Genomic DNA, 17,575 nt, shown 5'->3' on the forward strand with positions numbered 1-17,575 from the left:
CGCGACACACGTATGAGCGACAAGACCGAACCCTTCGGGTACACCGACACCGATCTCGAAGGATCGGACATCGTCGGCATCACCATCGTGTGGTCCGACAACAACGGAATCCCGCGCGCCAGAACCATTCCTGTCGACCAGTGGGATTCGGTGGCCGAGAAGGGCGTCGGCGTCACGTCGCTGTTCGCCGTCTTCGACACGCACGATGCCATCACCTACGACCACGACGGCCTCCCGAATGCCAGCGGCGACGTCCGGCTGATTCCGGTGGCAGACAGACGCGTTCCTCTTGCCGGGCAGCCCGGTCTGGCCTGGGTTCCCGGCCGGCAGGTCGGCGCCGACGGCACCACCTGGCCCTACGATCAGCGAGGGGTGCTGGAACGGCAGGTCGACGCCGCGGAAGCCGCGGGCCTGCAGATCCAAGCCGGCTACGAACTCGAGTTCTTTCTCGACAGTTCGGGCGCAGGCCCTGGGGTCACGCCGGCCCACGACGGGCCCGCCTACAGCGCGCGTGCGCTCATCTCGGTCAACGACTTCGCGGTGCAGCTGCTTCGAGAGCTGCGGGACAACCGAGTGCCCATCGGTCAACTGCACGMCGAATACGGCACCGCACAAATCGAATTGAGCATCACACCGCAGGACCCGGTGACCGCTGCCGATCTTCAGCTCCTGGCGCGACAGACCATTCACGCGGCCGCGGCACGGCACGGTTTCCGCGCGAGCTTCAGCCCGCTGGTGCTCGCCGGTGACGCGGGCAACGGATGGCATCTGCACACGTCCGTGTGGCGGGCCGGGGACAACCTGCTCACCGGTGACGGACCGCACGGTATGTCGGTCGACGGCGCGTCCTACGTGGCCGGGTTGCTACGGGATCTCCCTGCCCTGGTTGCCGTCACGGCGCCCAGCGAGGTGTCGTTCCAGCGACTGCGGCCCGGATACTTCTCCAGCGCTTTCGGTTACTGGGGCATCGAGAACCGGGAGGCTGCGCTCCGCCTGGTGCCGGGCACGCCGTTCGTCGGCCTTTCACACGCCAATATCGAACTCAAGCCCTCGGATGCCTCGGCCAACCCGTATCTGGCCTTGGCGGCGGTGATCGCGGCGGGTATCGGGGGCATCGCCGACGGCCTGAGCCTTCCGGATCCGATCGCCGACAACGTCGGCACCTGGTCGCCGGAGCAACGGAGCGCCGCGGGGATATCGCAGCTGCCCGGATCCTCGGCCGAGGCCATCGCGGCGCTGCACGCGAGTCCCCGCGTCTCCGCGGCGCTGGGGCCAGACCTGTTGGGTGCGTTCACCGCGGTGCGCAGGGCCGACGCGACGTGGGCGGCCGACCGTGGTCCCGAAGAGATCGTCGCTGCGCACCGCTGGCGCTACTAGTGAGCGAGTTGTGGGATCTTGTGGTCCCTTTCGCCGGGACGGCGCCGGTCCTCACCGAGCACGGGCGTGCATTACCGCAGATCGACCAGTTGTGTGGACCGTTCTGGGCGCGGCTGGCCCTTCTCACCGGCACACCTGGCCCGGGGCGGCTCCCCTCGCAGGTGCAGGCCGCCGAGGCGACCGGCACCCAGGTGCATCCGGCTTTGGATGCCGACGTGCGTCCCAGCGGTCAGCCGCCGAACCGCACGGGATGGGATCAGCTGCCGCGCGCCACCGCGCCGGCACACGCCGGGACGAGTGGTCGCCGCCTCGCCGCGGGTGTCGGAGATCTCGCTGCGGGGCGGTTGGAGGCCGTGCCGGTGTCGGGCTCTTGGCGCCCCGAACAACTCGGCGGTCTGCTTGCCGAGCTGGCCGACCTCCCGGCCTTCATCATCGCCAATATCGCGACAGCCGCGCTGTGGGGCTCGCACAGCGCCGACAGCGCCCTACGCGGTTACCTCGGCTCCGGTGACGATACGGGCGGCCCGCCGCCGGACTGGGATGTCGGCCACTTCGTGGGGATCTGGGGCCGGATCGTCGGCAACCGGGGGACGCTGGTCGCCGTCGCCGACACCTATGCGGTGCTCGGTTCCCACGGCCGCCACCTGCAACCGCTTCCCCGGCTGGCCCGGGCCCTGGGCGCGGACTCCGCGCACCGGGGCAGAGGGCTCCTGGTCGTGGGGGAACCCTCGCTTCGGACAGTCGTGCAGGACGCCGCGGAGAACGTGGGGCTACGCACCGCGTTCTGGGACTGAGCCGTTACGCCGGCTCCGGAAGGGGAGCCTGCCACCGCGCTCGGCGCTGCGCGTCGGTCTGCTCCCACCAGGGTGGTTGCCCCCGCTCCCCCAACGCGACCTTCGCGGCCTGCACACCCGCGCGGGCCGCCGATTCCTCCGGCGTTCCCTTCGTCCGGCGCACCTCCCGGCGCCACGCCATCAGCACCCGGACCAGTTCGGTACGCCGTTCCTCGGGTATCGATGGATCGGTCGCCCGCCAGCGGCGGCCGTCGATGACGACATGGTGCCCGTCAGGTGTCGTCGCCGGCCGCTCGCTCATACGACGATGGTAGGCAGGGCTGCACCGGCACGATCTCGGTCCGCGCAATCGTGCGCTCCCGTTCTGCTGACAGTGCAGTACGACGCGGGTCGGCCATGTACCCCTCCATCGCGGCCGCCGACGCCCACTCGAACAGCTGGATCTCCAACGGCCGGCCCTCTTTGCCATCCGTCCAGGTTCGGTGCACGACGCGTCCGCCGTGTTCAGGTACCAGCCGAAGGACCGCGTCTTCGTAGTCGGTGAGCGCTTGCTCCATGCCCGGGTGCGCCCACAGGAATACATACATCGACTGCGTCATGCTGGAAGGGTGGCACGCGTCGCCGTGGATCACACAATTGTTTTCCCGGCACTGGCGTGGATGCAGGTCTGTGGGACATACTGTCGGCAGGCGCGGCCCCCGATCGGTGTAGGCCCGGCATCCCCTTCCTCTCTTTCCCTCAACGGGTCGGGACCCGTCGTGCCTACCCACACCCCACCAGAACGGAGCGAAAAGCAATGTCTGCGAACATGATCAGGAACGGTTCCGAGCGATTGCTCATCGAGAACACTCTCGATCGCAGCCGCGCGGCGCTCATCGACACCGTGCGCGGTCTCTCCGAATCCGACGCGCGGCAGCGGCGCGTCGCATCGCTGACGACGCCCATCTCGTTGATCAAGCATGCCGCCGCCGCGGAACGTATCTGGTTCCAACGCTTTTGGGCCGGGCTGGATGCATCGGAGTGTGACGGCTACTCCGAACGCGACGAGGGCACCTTCGCCGTCGCCGCCGACGAGTCGCTGAACGGCGTGATCGCCGAGTTCGAGCGGGCCAGCCGGCTCTCGCGCACGATTGCGGCCCGATTCGATCTCGACGACACCAAGGTCAATCCCGTCGAGGGTGAACTCAGTATGCGATGGACCCTGCTGGCCATGATCGAGGAATTCGCCAGGCACGCAGGTCACGGCGACATCCTGCGCGAGCAGATCGATGCCGGCGCTACGCCGTCGCCCGCATGACGTGTTCCGTTATGCGAGCGTAGGTCTGGCGCGTCGACCCGATATCGTCGGTCATGATGTTGTATCCGTGATCCACGCCGGACACCTCGTGATATTCGGCCAAGGCACCGACGTCCGCGAGTGCTTCGGCATACCGACGGGCCTCATCGCGCAACCGGTCGTGCTCGGCGGTGACGATCAGTGCCGGCGCGATCCCCGTAAGTCCCTTGCCGTTGTCTCCCCACGCGGGTGAGGCGAGCGGATCCCTGCGCTGTGTCCGATCGGGGATATACGCCGTGTCGAAGATCTCCCCCATCCACGGCTTCATGATTGCCCGGCTCCCGACCGATGACGGCTTGTCCCCGGTCGGGGTCACCAGGTCCAGCGGCGCATAGTGCAGGACTTGCAGCGCGATGTCCGGACCCTGATTCTCGTATGCCAGCCGCGACGCTGCGGCCGCGAGACTGCCTCCGGCGCTCTGACCGCCGACACACAGCCGGGTACCGTCCCAGCCGTGGTCCGCACCGGCGACCCAGCACACGATGTCGTAGATCTGTTGAGGCGCAGCCGGAAAACGGTGCCCAGGCGCCAGGACGTAGCTGGTGTTGACCACGAAGACACCCGCATTGGCCGCCAGATAGCGGCACCAGGGATCGTCCTGTTCGGGATGCCCGACCACGAAGCCGCCGCCGTGGATGTTGACATAGACCGCAGTGTTCGCCGTGGGCGCCGGTGGACGGTATACGGTGGCCGCTGCGGTGCCGTACCTGGTCGGAATGTCGATCTGCGAAGTACTACCGGCGATTTCGGGAAATCGGACGGCGGGCTTGGGCGCCGGATCGACCACCGCAGCGAACACCCGCGCCAGCGCGTCTGCGACCTTCTGCTGGGACAAAATCGACATCGGGATTCCCTTCAGGCGCCGGAGGCCAGCGGATCGAGTTGGTCGTTGGTGATGTCGTCGGCCGCTGTCGAAACGCTGAGCGCCTCCCATTTCTCATCGGTGGCCAGCAGTTCGCGTCCGGCAGCGGTGGCGTAACGGTAGGCGTCGGGACCGACCAGCAGCCGGGTCGGCGGCGCCTCCATGTCCACGATATCCAACAGCAGCGCAGCGACCTTGACCGGATCACTGGCGCCCAGGTTGGCAGACTGGCTGAGCCGCGCGGCCGCACCGACGGTGGCGGCGTACTCGTCGCGGACCGGGGCGATGCTCATCGAGGAGCCCGCCCAGTCGGTGCGCATACCGCCGGGCTCGAGCACGGTCACCTTGATCCCCAGCGGGGCCACCTCCTGGGTGAGGACACCGGAATAGCCGGTGACCGCCCACTTGGCCGATTGATAGGCCGCCAGACCCGGGCGGGCCATCCGTCCACCGACGGAGGAGATCTGGATGATGTGACCGGCGCGCTGGGCGCGCATGACGGGCAGCGCCGCCTGGGTGAGGCGCACGACGCCGAAGAAATTGGTGTCGATCTGGGTGCGGAAGTCCTCGAAGTCGACATCCTCGACGGCGGCCATGTTCGCGTAACCGGCATTGTTGACCAGCACGTCCAGCCGGCCGAATCTCTCGACTGCGGTGGCCACGGCAGCGCGCACCTGTTCGTCGTCGGTGACGTCGAGTTCCACGACGGCGAGACGCTCGGACTGCCGGCCGGCCAGGTCGGTCAGTGCCGATGCCGAACGGACGCCGGCGACCACGCGGTGTCCGGCCTCCAGGGCGGCTTCGGTGATGGCGCGTCCGAGGCCTCGCGAGGCGCCGGAGACGAGAAAGACGTGAGACATGGGATTCCTTCTTTCGTTGGGAGGGTGGTCAGGCGACGCTGCGGATCGCTCCGCCGTCGACGCGCAGCACGGCGCCGCTGATGTAGTCGGCGTGAGTGCCGGCCAGGAACGCCACTGCGGCGGCAATCTCTTCGGGGCGACCGAGGCGGCCGATATCGTTGGGGAACCACTTGGTGGCCGCCGCTTTCTCGATGTCCTCCCACGCCGTGCCCCAGCCGTGCGCGGTGGCCGCACGCCGGGTCATCTCCTCGACCGCATCGGTGAGGATCACCCCGGGAGAAACGACGTTGGCGGTGACCCCCGTGCCCGACAGCTCTCGGGCGAGGGACACGCTGAGGTTGTGCCGCGCGGCCAATGTCGCGCTGTAATGCGGTTGTTCGGCGACCGGCTGCGTCGCGAGCCCGCCACCGATCTGGATGACCCGACCCCAGCCGCGCCGGCGCATGGCCGGGACGAGGTGTTCGATCATCCGTACGACGGAGATGACATTGGTCTGATAGATCGCCGCCCACTGGTCGGCGGTCAGCGCCGACCACGGCTGCGCGTCGTAGCTGCCTGCGTTGTTGACCAGAATGTCCACCTCACCGGCGGCCTTGGCCACCGATGATGCGCCCGTCTCGGTCGCGAGGTCACCGATGACCGCGACCGCATCACCCCCGGCGGCGCGGATCCCGGCGGCGACGGCGTCGGTGCGCCAGGCATCGCGGCCATGGACGACGACCGAGACGCCCTCCTGCGCCAGCACCTGCGCGATCGACCGGCCGAGCCCGGCACTGGAACCGGTGATCAAGGCGCGCTTGCCCTGCAACCCGAGGTCCATATCCCACTCCTCATCTACACCTGTATACCCGATATGTATACGAACGTAGACTTGGCGTAGATGATTCCCGCCCCGCCGCGAAAATCCGGTTACTCCGTCGACGTCCCGATGATCGCGTCGAAGACCGATTCGAGAATGCCTGCAATGGCCTCGGGGTCGCCCTCACGCAGTGCGGGGGTGCCGATGACCGAACGCATCAGCAGCACGCCGCTGATCACCGACAGCACGAGTTCGGTGCGCAACTCCCGATCGGGGAGGTCGATCTGGCGCGCCAAGCGTTGTCCGACATGGCGTTCGATCGCCTCGCGCACAATGCGCACGGCCACCGGATTGGACACCGAGAGCAGCATGATGAGGAAGGATTGCGGCGGGTTGCCCGACGCGCCGGTGCGAGAGACCAACGTGGCGGCAGTGTCACCGGCAAGCGTGTCCGAGTCCTCGACGACGAAGACCGGCGGAGCGAAGGCGGTCTCGACAGCCTCGGCGAACAGTTTCTCCTTGGAGCCGAAATACCGGTTCACCAGCATGGCGGTGACACCCGCGTCCGTCGCGATCTGACGGACGCCCACACCGTCATAACCTGCATCGGCGAAGTGCCCGATGGCCGATTGCAGGATCGCCGCACGAGTGGCAGCCGCGTTACGCGGACGAGACGGGGACGAAGGCATACATAAGTCTACGCCCGTAGAGCACATACCGACGCTACTGGAGCGGGGAACTCGCGATCGGATCCAGCCGGACCGTCTGGGTCGAGATGATCAGTGAAACATCGAACAGCGCGTGGTCTTCGACGAAATCCACACTGGTGCGGTAACTCTCAGCAAGATGAAGTGGATCACTGTCGGGCGGATAACCGACGAGCGCGACCACGCGCCGGCCGTCCGAGCTCGCCTCCGTCCACACCCCGTGGACGGTGATGCCGTACCTGCGCAGGGTCTGGATATGGCGCGGCCAGAAACCCGACACGTAGCGCTGCAGCGCGTTCTCATCGGCCAGCGTGTAGGTGCGCAGTTCCATCATGGGCGCACCCGCAGATCCTTGTGCATCGCGACACCCAGCGGTCCGCGCCCCTGACCGACCATCCGGAATCCTTTGCGCTGGTAAAGGTTCTGTGCGGGATTGCGCACGTGCACATTGGTGCACATCTCATCGACGGTGCCGCGGAGACGGACGAAAAGTTCGTCGAGCAACACGCCACCGATACCGCTGCCGCGGCCCTGCGGGGCCACCGCGATACAGAGCTCCGGTAGCGAGACACCACCGGCATCCACCCGCAGCGGCGGATCATGGTGAAACGTCCACACCGCACCGAGTCTGATGTCGGCATCGTCGACCGCAACCACCGGCACTTCACCGTCGGCAGGCAGCAGGCTCGCCACCTCGTCGGAATCCGGATCCGGCAGCGGCCAATCCTCGATGACACAGGCGTGCCGGGTCATCTCGACGATGAACGCCGCATCACCGGACGTGGCAGACCGCAAGCGCACATTCGCGTTTGGGGACATCATCCGATTGTGGCAGCCGCCCCGCGGGATGTCGCCACCATTTCCGCGGACCCGAGCGTTTTGGCGGCTAGCACTACCCGATGAGGTCACGCCAGCGTCATTGTCCGCATCACCGCGACCCGGCCATGCTGGGCGGTGTGAGGCTACGCATCAACGACAGGAGCAGAACATGAGGAACGCCGTCCGCGAAGACCTGGTGCTCTCGCACGCAGCGATCACCGCTGACGTGGAAGCGCCATTCGATCGTGTCGATATCGCCCAATGGCTGAAAACCCTGCCCACGCATGAATATCAGCGCTGCGCACCCGGTGATCACAAGGCGGCCGGGTACACGGTCGACGACGACGGCACCCCGATGTCGATCAACGTAGAGATGATCGGCACCGGCCTGGTCATCCAGCAGTACCGATTCGAGGTCGCCGGAGCCCACTACTGCAAGATGGTGTCGCTGTCGGACATCCTCACCCCCGCCGGGTGGACGACGACACAGGTCATCTGGGAGCTTCGCATGGAGCAACTGGACGGCGACCGGTGCCGCTACACCAACACCGTGACCTCGCACCCCACCGAGGCATTCCTGAAATTCATCGCCGAGAACGGCCAGACCTTCAGCGAGGCAGCCGATGCCCGACAGGAAGCGTCCGGACGGCATTGCCGGGTCGAGACACCGCTGTACGCACAGAGCATCGCCCGCTGGGCGGCCGCACGATGAGCGGCGCGATCCTTTTCGATCACCCCGGCGAGCCGAACGTGTTGCAGTGGCAAGAGGTCGAGGCGTTGACACCCCGACCGCACGAGGTGGTGATCCGCGTCGCGGCGGCAGGGGTCAACAACGCCGACCTGCTGCAGCGGCGCGGGCACTATCCAGTTCCGTCCTGGGCACCGCGCCCGCTGGGGCTGGAGTGCGCCGGCACCATCACCGCGGTCGGAGCAGATGTCACGGCCTGGTCGACCGGCGATGAGGTCTGTGCGCTGCTCGACGGGGGCGGATATGCCGATGAGGTCGCCGTGCCTGCCGCGCAGGTGATGCCGATCCCGCACGGCCTCACCATGATCGAAGCGGCCGCGATACCGGAGGTCGCCGCCACGGTCTACTCCAACCTCGCCATGATCGCCGGCCTCTGCAAGGGGCAGAACGTGCTGATTCACGGCGCAGGCGGCGGTATCGGCACCTTCGCGATCCAGTGGGCAGCCGCGATCGGCGCCCACGTCATCACCACCGCGGGCAGCGACGCCAAGGTGCAGGCCGGACTTCGCCTGGGGGCCCACGCAGCGATCAACTACCGCGACCAGGACTTCGTCGCCGCCACCTTGGAAGCCACCGGCGGACGCGGCGTCGACAGCATCCTGGACGTGGTCGGTGCGGACTACCTTTCCCGCAACCTCGAATGCCTGGCACCCGATGGCCATCTGGTCATCATCGGCGGCGCCACCGGCCCCACACACCTGGATATCGGCTACCTGATGTCCAAACGCGCCAGCGTGTCCGCGACCATGCTGCGGGCGCGTCCGCTGCATCAGAAGGCCGACATCATCGCCGGCGTGACCCGCGACGTGCTTCCCCTGTTCGCATCCGGTGCCGTTCGCGTCGTGGTCGACACCGTCGTGCCCCTGCCCGAAGCCGCACGCGCGCACGAACTCCTGGAGTCCAAGCGCACCGTCGGCAAGGTCATCTTGGATAATCGGCCGCACTGACCTGGATCAGAAGAGCTCGGGCGTCACCGGCAGCACGTCGTCGAGGAACGCAGTCACCATCGGCACCAGCACATCGGCCTGCCCGGACAGTCCGATGTGGGACGTGGCGGGCAGGACCACCAGGCGCGCCTGCGGAACGCCCTGCAAGACACCGGTCTTCGCCGCATCGTGGTCGGCTCCCCCGCGCAGCCTGAACATTGCCAGCGCGTGGTCGAGGGTCACCGAGTCCGCGTCGCCGACGATGACCATCGTCTTCGCGGAGATCGCGTGCATCTGCTCCTCGCTGATCTGCTGATCGTCGATGTTGAGTGCTTTCATCTTTTCCAGGTAGGCGTCGAAGGCCCCCGGGGCGGGCGTGTGTGCGGTGAACGCGGCCGCCACGGGTGTGCCCGCGAAGTCGGCGGCGGTCATGGCCGAGATGGTTTCGGCCACCGACGGATGCCAGCCGTCGCGATGAAACGTCGCCGACATCGCCACCAGCTTGCTCACCAGGGACGGGTGCCGGATGGCGAGCTGCAGCGCCGCACCGCCGCCCTGGGAGTAGCCCATCACGTCCGCACACGGCACCCCGAGGGCACGCAACAACTCGGCGGCGTCGTCCCCGAATTGCTCATAGGACATGGCTCGAGCGGTGTCCGGGGTGCGGCCATGCCCCTGCTGGTCGAACGTGATGACGGCGCGGTCACGCGCGAAGCCGTCCACCCAGGCCGGCATCGAATCGGCCGCCATGAAGGCCCCCGGGATGAGCAGCAGCGGAGTGCCCGGTGCCGCGAGGTCGCCGTGTATCTCGAAATACAGATCCAGGCCGTTGATCGGTAGATGACCGCTGCGTGAAGGCTTCTTTCCCATAGCGGATGGACCATCTGGGCGGCGGGAACTCATCGTGGCCCCGAAGCCCCTGCTTAATCAGCACGCAAAGCGGGTAACACATCGGGGTCGTTCCCGCACGGCAGTGTTCGCACTGCAGCCGAACTAGCAGAATCGAGTCTCAACATGACCGTCGTTCAGATCGTCCGTCGTTTACCTCTCGCGGCCGCCGTGGCCGGCGCCGTGCTCGCCGGCGGGCTGACCGCCTGCAGTTCCGACAGTGGAACCTCGACCGAGACGTCGACAACGTCAACAACGGAGTCCACGGTGACGACCACGCCGTCCACGGGTGCCGCCACCACCACGCTCGCGCCGTCGTCTCCGGCACCCGCGCCGGGTGCTGACGCCGGGCCGGGTGGCGCGACGGCAAGTGTTCCCGGCGCCAGTGCCGGGGCGGGCCCGGGCGGAGCCACCGCGGGCGTTCCGGGAGCAGGCGCAGGCGCGGGACCCGGTGGGGCGACCGCCGGTGTGCCGGGAGCAGGCGCAGGCGCAGGACCCGGTGGGGCGACCGCCGGCGTTCCGGGAGCAGGCGCGGGAGCCGGTCCCGACGGTGCCGGCGCGTGTGTCGGGTCGGTCTGCGTCGGAACGCCGTAGTAGACGCACCAACAGGGGCGGGATCTTCGGATCCCGCCCCTGTCAGTGTGTGCGGCAGATCAGTCCAGATCGAAGCGGTCGTTGTGCATGACCTTGACCCACGCTGCGACGAAGTCCTCGACGAACTTGCCCTTGTTGTCGTCCTGCGCGTAGACCTCGGCCAGCGCGCGAAGCACCGAATTCGAGCCGAAAACCAGATCGTTGGCGGTGGCCGTCCACTTCACCTCACCGGTTCCGCGGTCGTAGCCGGTGTAGACGTTCTCGGCTGACTCCGATCCCTTCCAATCCGTGCCCATATCAAGCAGATTGACGAAGAAATCGTTGGTCAGCGCGCCGGGCCGGTCGGTGAACACCCCGTGCTTGGTGCCGCCGTGATTGGCGCCGATCGCACGTAGCCCGCCCACCAGCACCGTCATCTCCGGTGCCGTGAGATCGAGGAAGTACGCCTTGTCGACCAGAAGCTGTTCCAGCGCGGTCTTCTCGCCGGGCCGCACGTAGTTGCGGAATCCGTCGGCCTGAGTCTCGAGCACTGCGAAAGACTCCACGTCGGTGTTCTCCTGGGTGGCGTCGGTGCGCCCCGGCACGAAGTGCACCGTGACGTCATAACCCCCGTCCTTGGCCGCTTTCTCGATCGCGGCGGAACCTGCCAGCACGATCAGATCGGCCAATGAGACCTTCTTGCCGCCGCCGGCAGCGTTGAAGTCCTGCTGGATCTTCTCCAGGACGGGCAGCACCTTGTCCAGTTCCGAGGGCTCGTTGGCTTCCCAGTTGCGCTGCGGTTCCAGACGGATCCGTGCACCGTTGGCGCCACCGCGCTTGTCGGTGCCGCGGAAGCTGGACGCCGACGCCCACGCGGTCTTCACCAATTGCGGCACCGACAGCCCGGATTCGAGGACCTTGCCCTTCAGCGCCGTGATATCGGCCTCGTCGACGAGCGGGTGGTCCACCGCGGGCACGGGATCCTGCCAGAGTTGCGGCTCGGCGACCCACGGGCCCAGGTAGCGGCTCACCGGTCCCATGTCGCGGTGCAGCAGCTTGTACCAGGCCTTGGCGAACGCCGCGTTCATCTCCTCGGGGTGGTCCAGCCAGCGCCGGGTGATCTGCCCGTAGATCGGATCGACCCGCATCGACACGTCGGTGACCAGCATGGTGGGTTTGCGTGGCGGGCCGCCGAACGGATCCGGGATGGTGGCTGCAGCATCCTTGGCCTCGAACTGCCAGGCCCCGCCCGGGCTCTTGGTCAGTTCCCATTCGTTGCCGTAGAGGATCTCCAGATAACCGTTGCTCCACTGCGTCGGCGTACCGGTCCACACCACCTCCAGGCCACTGGTGATGGTGTCGCCGGCATTGCCGGTGCCGAACGGGCATTTCCAGCCCAGGCCCTGCTGTTCGATCGGCGCACCTTCGGGCTCGGGGCCCACATCGTCGGCGCTGGCGCCGTGCGTCTTACCGAGCGTGTGACCGCCGACGATGAGCGCGGCGGTCTCCTCGTCGTTCATCGCCATCCGGCCGAATGTCTCGCGGATGTCGTGCGCGGCGGCCAGCGGGTCCGGTTTACCCTCGGGCCCTTCGGGATTGACGTAGATCAGCCCCATCGTGGTGGCGCCGAACGGCTCGGCCAGGGTGCGGTCACTGTCGTTGGTGCCGTCATAGCGCTTGTCGGTGCCCAGCCAGGTGTCCTCCTGGCCGAAGAGAATCTCCTCGGGCTCCCAGATGTCTTCCCGGCCGAACGCGAATCCGAATGTCTCGAAGCCCGCGGACTCCAGAGCGACATTTCCTGCGTAGACGATCAGGTCTGCCCAGGACAGCTTGTTGCCGTACTTGCGCTTGATCGGCCACAGCAACCGTCGTGCCTTGTCGAGGTTGGCGTTGTCCGGCCAGCTGTTGAGCGGTGCGAATCGCTGAGAACCCTGCCCGCCACCACCGCGGCCGTCGTAGATCCGGTAAGTGCCGGCGGCGTGCCAACTCATCCGGATGAACAGGCCGGCGTAGCTGCCGTAATCCGCGGGCCACCAGTCCTGCGACGAATTCATCAGCGCCAGCATGTCGGCCTTCAGGGCCTCGACGTCGAGCTTCTTGAATTCCTCGCTGTACTTGAACCCCTCGCCGAACGGGTTGCCCTTCGAGGACTGCCGGTGCAGCACCGACACGTCGACCTGCTCGGGCCACCAATCTTTGTTGGTCAGCGGCGCATGCGCCTTGGGCGTGGGCGAATCGATGGCCGGATTCTCGGATTCACTGTGGCTGTGGGTCTTGGTGTCGGAATGCGGGGGCCGGGCATCGGAAGTGTCGGTCATCTTCTCACCTTTCATCGGTTTCGTGCGGGCTGCACAACGGTTCGATCAGGAAGTCGGTTCAGTCAGGTGGTGCGGGCTTTCACACAGTCGGGGCACAGCCCCCAGTAGATGACCTCGGCCTCGTCGATATCGAAACCGAGGTCATCGGATGCGGTCAGGCACGGGGCCTCGCCGACGGCACAATCGACGTCGGCGATGACGCCGCAGGACCGGCACACCACGTGGTGGTGGTTGTCGCCGACGCGGGATTCATAGCGAGCGGTGGCCCCCGCAGGCTGGATGCGGCGAGCCAAGCCGACCGCGGTCAGCGCGTTGAGGACGTCGTACACGGTCTGGCGGGAGATATCGGGCAGTTGGCGGCGGGCGGCGACGAAAATCGTTTCGGTATCGGCGTGTGGGTTCATCTCGACGGCGTCCATGACCACCAGCCGCGGCCGGGTGACGCGGAGCCCAGCCGCCCGCAGCATGGTTGTGCTCCCTCGGACATCAGCCATCTTTTCGAGTGTGGCGCGTTTCTTGGAGGCAATCAAGAATTTTCTCGAATTTGTTGTCTGACAGCATGTTTGATTGGCAGTGAATTATCCCGAATGCGCGTTCATTGGCGCCGGTGCGCCCAGCGACCCGCGATCCGGCCGGTATAGCGTGTCCGGGATGGGGTCATGGCGGGGCGGGCGGCTCAGTGATCAGCAGGCCGTCCTGCTGGAGCAGTGGTTACCCGACGCGCGTGTCCGCCGCGACATGAGCTGGAACCTGGTGGACACCGTTGTTCTCGACGCCGACACCGGGCGCGGGCGCGTCGTCGTCAAGGCGGCCGGCCCGCTGGATCACCACCTCGGCCGCGAGATCACCGCCTTCGAGGGTTACACCGAATGCCTGGCACTCAGCGGGCACGCCGCCCGTCTGCTGTTCCACGACCGGGCGGCGAAGGTTCTCGTGCTCACCTACCTGGACGRCAACCTGGTGGAGGGATCAGAGGCCGAACTCGAGATCGACATCCACCTGAGGGCCGGACAGTTGGCGCGTACCTTTCACGGCCAGGGCGAACGGGTGGACCCGGACTGGGACATCGCGGCGGTGGCAAAATCGCTCGTCTGGCTGGACAAGCCGCATCGCATCGACGCGCGGACCTGTGCCGATCTGCGCGCCGTGCTGGCGGCACATCGGCCGGGGCCCGCCGTGGTGGTGCCCACCCACGGAGACTGGCAGCCGAGGAACTGGCTCATCGATGCGGGCACCGTCAAGGTCATCGACTTCGGGCGTTTTGCCTGGCGTCCCGCGAGCAGCGACTTCTGCCGACTGGCGGCCCAACAATGGCGTCGAAACCCGCACCTCGAGCAGGCTTTCTTCGACGGGTACGGCGGGGATCCCCGATCACCCGACCAATGGCGACTGTTCGCCGTGCATGAGGCCATCGGCACCGCGGTCTGGGCGTTCCAGGTCGGTGACGCGCCGTTCGAGCAGCAGGGGCACCGGATGATCCAAGAGGCGCTGGGGTTGTTCTGAAAAATGTTCGCGGAGTTTGGACTTCGGTCAACGCAACGAGCTGAGGTTCTCCACGGAATTCCGCACGTCGGAGGTGATCATCTTGGCGACGAGCGCCCCGACCGGACCGCTGAGCAGTCCGCCCGAGAGTTCCGCCAACAAATGGAAGGTCGACCCCGGCCGGTCGTCGGCCACCGTCATCGTCAGCGCGATGCGCACGCCACCGCGGCCTCTTCCCTGCAACTGGATCTGGCGCGGTTCGTCGTATTCGGTGACTTGCCAATGGATGGTGTTCCGAAAGCCCTTGACCTTGATCAATGACGACACCTGGGTGCCTTCTTCGATCACCGCGGGTGGCGGGCTACGCCAGCCGGCGAAGATGGTCAGCCACTCTTCGAACCGCTGCAGGTCGGAGGCCAACTTCCAGGCCTGGTCCGGCGTCAGGTCCGACGACACCGATACATCGACTTTCGCCATACTCCTCAGCGCTTTCTGTCGTCCGGGCATTCGCTGTCGGGCTCCGTATTACCCACATCTGCTCGACGGACCACATCGATCGGAGAAAGCCCCGATGAGATCGGTCACAGATCAGTGCCGCGCCGCCGCAAGTCCGTCGAGCAACAGGTTCGCGGTGTAGGTCAGCGCCGCCCTCGGGTCCGCGGACGCGTCCGCGGCCACGGAGGCAGCCGTTCCGACCCGCGCAGCCAACGGGAATTCCCGCCCGCGCATGGCGGCGGCCAACGCCGGCCCTACCTGCTGCCACCATTGGTTGTCGTCGCGGTCAGTGGCCGCGCGGGCCCGCACGAGTCCGACCTGACTGCGCGCCATGGCAGTTGCGAGCCCGAGCAGGCCGGTCAGCGCATGGTCCATCTGCACATCGGTGAGCCCGATACCGTCGAACACCGCCAGTTCAGCCTCATACTTTGCGGTCATCCCCGGTCCGGGGACCGGTCGGTCCGCGGGGATCTCCAGCGTCCAGGGCTGGGCGACCGCTTCCTCGAAGTTCCGTTCGGCCACGAAAAGCGCGGCGGCGCGCCAGTCCGGGCGGGCCGCAGGCAGATCGTGCGGGTCATAGACGTCGGCGGCGAACGCGTCGAGCATCAACTCCAGCAATTCGGCCTTGCCGGGAACGTGGGAGTACAGACTCATCGGGGCCCCTCCGAGTTCCGCGGCGACCCTGCGCATGGTGATCGCGTCGACACCGTCACGCCGGGCCACCTCGGTGCCGGCGCGCACGATTGCCCCGAGGGACAGGCCCGAGCGTCCAGCTGGGCGATCCTGGGACCACAACAACTGCAAGAGCCGGACCGGGTCGCTCACGTGCGCCTTCGCCTGCGGCATCGATGCCCCTTTCGTACGCTGTACCGTACAGTGTACGGGGTATGTTGCCTATGACCCCAACCATCCAGCTGGAGGGACAATGCCCCTGACTGACCAGATCGACGCGCTGCTCGATGCCGGTATCGCCGAGGCCGCCGCGATCACCGCGGACGAGCTACGCGAGTATGCGGCCGCGCTGCCCGATGAACCGGGTGCCGTCATCGCCGTGCACCCGCGCCTTGCACCGGCGCGCGCACTCGCACCGCTCCTACGCCATCAGGACAAGCCGGGCTTCGTGGTGACCGACCTGACCGATCTCGCGGACTTCGAACCGATCACCGGTGTCGAGATACCGGACGCTCCGCTGTACCTGGTCCACGACATCGACCGGGGTGATGACATGCGCAACTGGAGCCCCGATGAGTCGCTACCGGCACTTGCCGAACGCCGACGCACCCCGCTGACCATCGGCGAAGGGATCAGCTGGCTGCTGCAGGAGCCCAAACACCTTGAGGCGAATCACTGTTTCATGACGATCGCGTCGCGCAAGCGTGGCCGGCGCGGACTCGATGCCAGGACACCGGCGATCTGGATCAGCGGCGGAACGGGGCGCGACGGGGTCGCGAATCGCGGCGCCCCCAAGGTGGGCTGGTGCTGGGCGGGCAATCGGCACACCTGGCTGGGAATGGCGTCGGCGTCGCGGCGCAGCCCCCTCTGAGTCGGCTTCAACCCCGCGCATGCACCGACTCGACCGTGTACAGATGCGGATCGAAACTGGTCGCGATGGCCGCGCATCGGTCCATGTGCACCCGCGCTGCCGGGTCGGCGAGCATGGCCTGAAAGTGCTCGGCACTTTCCCACTGCGCGTAGTTGACGACGCGCGTTCCATCGGCGCTGACGTGCAGGTTCGCCGATATGAACCCGGGCACGCACCGCATCGTCTGCTCGGTGACAGTTCGCAGGAGATCTGTGAGTTCGCCGGCCCGGTCGGGGTCCACCACGAAGACGTTGATCAGCGTGGCGTACGGCGGATGCTGCTCGATGGTGGTCATCGGTCACTCCTTCTTTGACAGGAACCTTACATTCAAAATGGTACGCTCATGTAAGGTTCCTGTCATGAAGGAGCCACGGGTCGAGCGCGGCGTGGGCTACCTCGTCAAACGAGTCCAGCAGAGCCTGCGCCGCCGCTGTGACAGCGCGTTACGTCCGACGGGACTCACCATGTCGCAGTACGCCGTACTGCGCGCTCTGCATGATCACCCAGAGGCGACAGCGTCCGACGTGGCCAGGTTGTGCTTCGTCACCCGCCAATCCCTGCGCGATGTGCTGGGAGGTCTGCGATCGGCCGATCTGGTCGAAGATGGCGACGCGCCACCGCAGGGCCGCAAACGCTTCCTGAAGCTGACGCAGCAGGGCGTCGCCAGTCTCCGGGCGGGCCACGAGGCGGTGATCGGCGTCGAAACCGCAATGCTGGAGGGCATTCCCGTCAAGCACCGCGCCGAACTCGCCGCGTTACTCGCTCGCTGCGCCGAGAATCTCGATGCCCTCCCGGACGCCCAGCCCGACCTTCGCTAGCCCGCTTCACCTCGTGCCACGTCTCCCCGGCGCACCCGCACCTGAAAGCTCTTCTCCCCCCAGCCGTCGGACACCTCGAAGTGCACCCGCTTCGGGCCTCCGAACAACGTTGTCGTCGTCACCGTCCCGGTCGCTCCGGCCGGCACAACCGGAACGTCGATCCCCTCGATCCGACGACGAGCCCTGACAAC

Annotated in this window: 24 protein-coding genes; 9 read left to right on the forward strand and 15 right to left on the reverse strand. The window is 66.9% G+C overall.

What is annotated here, in order from left to right; genetic code table 11:
- Nucleotides 1-12: 12 nt before the first annotated feature.
- The gene (locus tag AC1DTF_RS05935; RefSeq protein WP_477473400.1) at nt 13-1,377 is read left to right on the forward strand and encodes a type I glutamate--ammonia ligase; all 1,365 of its coding nucleotides are present in this window, start codon (nt 13-15) and stop codon (nt 1,375-1,377) included.
- Nucleotides 1,377-2,171: a DUF6885 family protein gene (locus tag AC1DTF_RS05940; protein ID WP_477473401.1), complete on the forward strand. Its 795-nt coding sequence runs from the start codon at nt 1,377-1,379 to the stop codon at nt 2,169-2,171. Before AC1DTF_RS05935 ends, AC1DTF_RS05940 begins: the two co-directional genes overlap by 1 nt.
- 4 nt (nt 2,172-2,175) lie before the next feature.
- Here AC1DTF_RS05940 and AC1DTF_RS05945 read toward each other — a convergent pair whose 3' ends face one another.
- Both AC1DTF_RS05945 and AC1DTF_RS05950 read right to left on the reverse strand, forming a co-directional pair.
- Complete coding sequence (locus AC1DTF_RS05945; RefSeq protein WP_057165387.1) at nt 2,176-2,472, reverse strand: hypothetical protein; 297 nt, start codon at nt 2,470-2,472, stop codon at nt 2,176-2,178.
- Nucleotides 2,444-2,770, reverse strand: a complete 327-nt coding sequence (locus tag AC1DTF_RS05950) for a hypothetical protein (protein WP_057165594.1) — start codon at nt 2,768-2,770, stop codon at nt 2,444-2,446. Before AC1DTF_RS05950 ends, AC1DTF_RS05945 begins: the two co-directional genes overlap by 29 nt.
- Before the next feature lie 197 nt (nt 2,771-2,967).
- On the opposite strand from AC1DTF_RS05950, the gene AC1DTF_RS05955 reads away from it, so the two are divergent.
- Nucleotides 2,968-3,468 carry a DinB family protein gene (locus AC1DTF_RS05955; RefSeq protein ID WP_477473402.1) on the forward strand — a complete coding sequence of 167 codons (501 nt, stop codon included), beginning with the start codon at nt 2,968-2,970 and terminating at the stop codon, nt 3,466-3,468.
- Here AC1DTF_RS05955 and AC1DTF_RS05960 read toward each other — a convergent pair.
- The 6 genes from AC1DTF_RS05960 to AC1DTF_RS05985 form a co-directional block, all read right to left on the reverse strand.
- Nucleotides 3,449-4,351 (reverse strand): alpha/beta hydrolase, encoded by a 903-nt coding sequence (locus tag AC1DTF_RS05960; protein ID WP_477473403.1) that lies wholly within the window; start codon nt 4,349-4,351, stop codon nt 3,449-3,451. The genes AC1DTF_RS05955 and AC1DTF_RS05960 overlap by 20 nt on opposite strands.
- Nucleotides 4,352-4,362: 11 nt before the next feature.
- On the reverse strand, nt 4,363-5,229 hold the full coding sequence (locus tag AC1DTF_RS05965; protein WP_477473404.1) for an SDR family NAD(P)-dependent oxidoreductase: 867 nt from the start codon (nt 5,227-5,229) through the stop codon (nt 4,363-4,365).
- A 28-nt stretch (nt 5,230-5,257) separates the two neighbouring features.
- A complete protein-coding gene (locus tag AC1DTF_RS05970) occupies nt 5,258-6,049 on the reverse strand; it encodes an SDR family NAD(P)-dependent oxidoreductase (protein ID WP_477473405.1) in 792 nt (263 codons plus the stop codon).
- An 89-nt stretch (nt 6,050-6,138) separates the two neighbouring features.
- Entirely contained in the window at nt 6,139-6,717 is a 579-nt protein-coding gene (locus tag AC1DTF_RS05975) for a TetR/AcrR family transcriptional regulator (RefSeq protein ID WP_057165392.1), read from the reverse strand.
- Between the two features lie 34 nt (nt 6,718-6,751).
- Nucleotides 6,752-7,069 carry an NIPSNAP domain-containing protein gene (locus tag AC1DTF_RS05980; RefSeq protein ID WP_477473406.1) on the reverse strand — a complete coding sequence of 106 codons (318 nt, stop codon included), beginning with the start codon at nt 7,067-7,069 and terminating at the stop codon, nt 6,752-6,754.
- Nucleotides 7,066-7,530, reverse strand: a complete 465-nt coding sequence (locus tag AC1DTF_RS05985; RefSeq protein WP_477473407.1) for an N-acetyltransferase family protein — start codon at nt 7,528-7,530, stop codon at nt 7,066-7,068. The genes AC1DTF_RS05980 and AC1DTF_RS05985 overlap by 4 nt, the downstream gene beginning before the upstream one ends.
- Before the next feature lie 193 nt (nt 7,531-7,723).
- Here AC1DTF_RS05985 and AC1DTF_RS05990 point away from each other — a divergent pair, with 193 nt between their 5' ends.
- Nucleotides 7,724-8,266 (forward strand): hypothetical protein, encoded by a 543-nt coding sequence (locus AC1DTF_RS05990; RefSeq protein WP_477473408.1) that lies wholly within the window; start codon nt 7,724-7,726, stop codon nt 8,264-8,266.
- The gene (locus AC1DTF_RS05995) at nt 8,263-9,249 is read left to right on the forward strand and encodes an NAD(P)H-quinone oxidoreductase (RefSeq protein ID WP_477473409.1); all 987 of its coding nucleotides are present in this window, start codon (nt 8,263-8,265) and stop codon (nt 9,247-9,249) included. The genes AC1DTF_RS05990 and AC1DTF_RS05995 overlap by 4 nt, the downstream gene beginning before the upstream one ends.
- 6 nt (nt 9,250-9,255) lie before the next feature.
- Here the strand turns inward: AC1DTF_RS05995 and AC1DTF_RS06000 are convergent, their stop codons facing one another.
- Nucleotides 9,256-10,098 carry an alpha/beta fold hydrolase gene (locus AC1DTF_RS06000; protein WP_477473410.1) on the reverse strand — a complete coding sequence of 281 codons (843 nt, stop codon included), beginning with the start codon at nt 10,096-10,098 and terminating at the stop codon, nt 9,256-9,258.
- A gap of 144 nt (nt 10,099-10,242) precedes the next feature.
- Here AC1DTF_RS06000 and AC1DTF_RS06005 point away from each other — a divergent pair, with 144 nt between their 5' ends.
- Nucleotides 10,243-10,710, forward strand: coding sequence for a hypothetical protein (locus AC1DTF_RS06005; RefSeq protein WP_477473411.1), 468 nt, complete (start codon nt 10,243-10,245; stop codon nt 10,708-10,710).
- Nucleotides 10,711-10,769: 59 nt separating this feature from the next.
- Here AC1DTF_RS06005 and katG read toward each other — a convergent pair whose 3' ends face one another.
- Nucleotides 10,770-13,007, reverse strand: coding sequence for a catalase/peroxidase HPI (katG, locus tag AC1DTF_RS06010; protein ID WP_477473412.1), 2,238 nt, complete (start codon nt 13,005-13,007; stop codon nt 10,770-10,772).
- Between the two features lie 62 nt (nt 13,008-13,069).
- On the reverse strand, nt 13,070-13,501 hold the full coding sequence (locus AC1DTF_RS06015; RefSeq protein ID WP_477473413.1) for a Fur family transcriptional regulator: 432 nt from the start codon (nt 13,499-13,501) through the stop codon (nt 13,070-13,072).
- Between the two features lie 157 nt (nt 13,502-13,658).
- Here AC1DTF_RS06015 and AC1DTF_RS06020 point away from each other — a divergent pair, with 157 nt between their 5' ends.
- Entirely contained in the window at nt 13,659-14,510 is an 852-nt protein-coding gene (locus AC1DTF_RS06020) for a phosphotransferase family protein (protein WP_477473414.1), read from the forward strand.
- Nucleotides 14,511-14,537: 27 nt separating this feature from the next.
- Here the strand turns inward: AC1DTF_RS06020 and AC1DTF_RS06025 are convergent, their stop codons facing one another.
- Together AC1DTF_RS06025 and AC1DTF_RS06030 are read right to left on the reverse strand one after the other, a co-directional pair.
- On the reverse strand, nt 14,538-14,966 hold the full coding sequence (locus tag AC1DTF_RS06025) for a type II toxin-antitoxin system Rv0910 family toxin (RefSeq protein ID WP_477473415.1): 429 nt from the start codon (nt 14,964-14,966) through the stop codon (nt 14,538-14,540).
- Nucleotides 14,967-15,077: 111 nt separating this feature from the next.
- On the reverse strand, nt 15,078-15,830 hold the full coding sequence (locus tag AC1DTF_RS06030; protein WP_477473416.1) for a TetR/AcrR family transcriptional regulator: 753 nt from the start codon (nt 15,828-15,830) through the stop codon (nt 15,078-15,080).
- Nucleotides 15,831-15,909: 79 nt separating this feature from the next.
- Here AC1DTF_RS06030 and AC1DTF_RS06035 point away from each other — a divergent pair, with 79 nt between their 5' ends.
- The gene (locus AC1DTF_RS06035) at nt 15,910-16,527 is read left to right on the forward strand and encodes a DUF5701 family protein (RefSeq protein WP_477473417.1); all 618 of its coding nucleotides are present in this window, start codon (nt 15,910-15,912) and stop codon (nt 16,525-16,527) included.
- A 7-nt stretch (nt 16,528-16,534) separates the two neighbouring features.
- On the opposite strand, the gene AC1DTF_RS06040 is transcribed toward AC1DTF_RS06035, so the two are convergent.
- Nucleotides 16,535-16,861 (reverse strand): antibiotic biosynthesis monooxygenase family protein, encoded by a 327-nt coding sequence (locus AC1DTF_RS06040; RefSeq protein ID WP_477473418.1) that lies wholly within the window; start codon nt 16,859-16,861, stop codon nt 16,535-16,537.
- 64 nt (nt 16,862-16,925) lie between these two features.
- Between AC1DTF_RS06040 and AC1DTF_RS06045 the strand changes: the two genes are divergently transcribed.
- On the forward strand, nt 16,926-17,384 hold the full coding sequence (locus tag AC1DTF_RS06045) for a MarR family winged helix-turn-helix transcriptional regulator (RefSeq protein WP_477473419.1): 459 nt from the start codon (nt 16,926-16,928) through the stop codon (nt 17,382-17,384).
- Here AC1DTF_RS06045 and AC1DTF_RS06050 read toward each other — a convergent pair.
- Complete coding sequence (locus AC1DTF_RS06050) at nt 17,381-17,530, reverse strand: hypothetical protein (protein WP_477473420.1); 150 nt, start codon at nt 17,528-17,530, stop codon at nt 17,381-17,383. The two genes, AC1DTF_RS06045 and AC1DTF_RS06050, sit on opposite strands and share 4 nt — an antisense overlap.
- Between the last annotated feature and the right edge of the window lie 45 nt (nt 17,531-17,575).

The sequence above is a fragment of the Mycobacterium sp. P4_H6 genome (assembly GCF_056400845.1).

Excerpts from the sequence above, each read along its gene's own strand:
- AC1DTF_RS05945 (WP_057165387.1), bottom strand. The coding sequence starts at position 2,472 with ATGAGCGAGCGGCCGGCGACGACACCTGACGGGCACCATGTCGTCATC.
- AC1DTF_RS05950 (WP_057165594.1), bottom strand. The coding sequence starts at position 2,770 with ATGACGCAGTCGATGTATGTATTCCTGTGGGCGCACCCGGGCATGGAG.
- AC1DTF_RS05955 (WP_477473402.1), top strand. The coding sequence starts at position 2,968 with ATGTCTGCGAACATGATCAGGAACGGTTCCGAGCGATTGCTCATCGAG.
- AC1DTF_RS05960 (WP_477473403.1), bottom strand. The coding sequence starts at position 4,351 with ATGTCGATTTTGTCCCAGCAGAAGGTCGCAGACGCGCTGGCGCGGGTG.
- AC1DTF_RS05965 (WP_477473404.1), bottom strand. The coding sequence starts at position 5,229 with ATGTCTCACGTCTTTCTCGTCTCCGGCGCCTCGCGAGGCCTCGGACGC.
- AC1DTF_RS05970 (WP_477473405.1), bottom strand. The coding sequence starts at position 6,049 with ATGGACCTCGGGTTGCAGGGCAAGCGCGCCTTGATCACCGGTTCCAGT.
- AC1DTF_RS05975 (WP_057165392.1), bottom strand. The coding sequence starts at position 6,717 with ATGCCTTCGTCCCCGTCTCGTCCGCGTAACGCGGCTGCCACTCGTGCG.
- AC1DTF_RS05980 (WP_477473406.1), bottom strand. The coding sequence starts at position 7,069 with ATGATGGAACTGCGCACCTACACGCTGGCCGATGAGAACGCGCTGCAG.
- AC1DTF_RS05990 (WP_477473408.1), top strand. The coding sequence starts at position 7,724 with ATGAGGAACGCCGTCCGCGAAGACCTGGTGCTCTCGCACGCAGCGATC.
- AC1DTF_RS05995 (WP_477473409.1), top strand. The coding sequence starts at position 8,263 with ATGAGCGGCGCGATCCTTTTCGATCACCCCGGCGAGCCGAACGTGTTG.
- AC1DTF_RS06000 (WP_477473410.1), bottom strand. The coding sequence starts at position 10,098 with ATGGGAAAGAAGCCTTCACGCAGCGGTCATCTACCGATCAACGGCCTG.
- AC1DTF_RS06005 (WP_477473411.1), top strand. The coding sequence starts at position 10,243 with ATGACCGTCGTTCAGATCGTCCGTCGTTTACCTCTCGCGGCCGCCGTG.
- katG (WP_477473412.1), bottom strand. The coding sequence starts at position 13,007 with ATGACCGACACTTCCGATGCCCGGCCCCCGCATTCCGACACCAAGACC.
- AC1DTF_RS06015 (WP_477473413.1), bottom strand. The coding sequence starts at position 13,501 with ATGGCTGATGTCCGAGGGAGCACAACCATGCTGCGGGCGGCTGGGCTC.
- AC1DTF_RS06025 (WP_477473415.1), bottom strand. The coding sequence starts at position 14,966 with ATGGCGAAAGTCGATGTATCGGTGTCGTCGGACCTGACGCCGGACCAG.
- AC1DTF_RS06030 (WP_477473416.1), bottom strand. The coding sequence starts at position 15,830 with ATGCCGCAGGCGAAGGCGCACGTGAGCGACCCGGTCCGGCTCTTGCAG.
- AC1DTF_RS06035 (WP_477473417.1), top strand. The coding sequence starts at position 15,910 with ATGCCCCTGACTGACCAGATCGACGCGCTGCTCGATGCCGGTATCGCC.
- AC1DTF_RS06040 (WP_477473418.1), bottom strand. The coding sequence starts at position 16,861 with ATGACCACCATCGAGCAGCATCCGCCGTACGCCACGCTGATCAACGTC.
- AC1DTF_RS06045 (WP_477473419.1), top strand. The coding sequence starts at position 16,926 with ATGAAGGAGCCACGGGTCGAGCGCGGCGTGGGCTACCTCGTCAAACGA.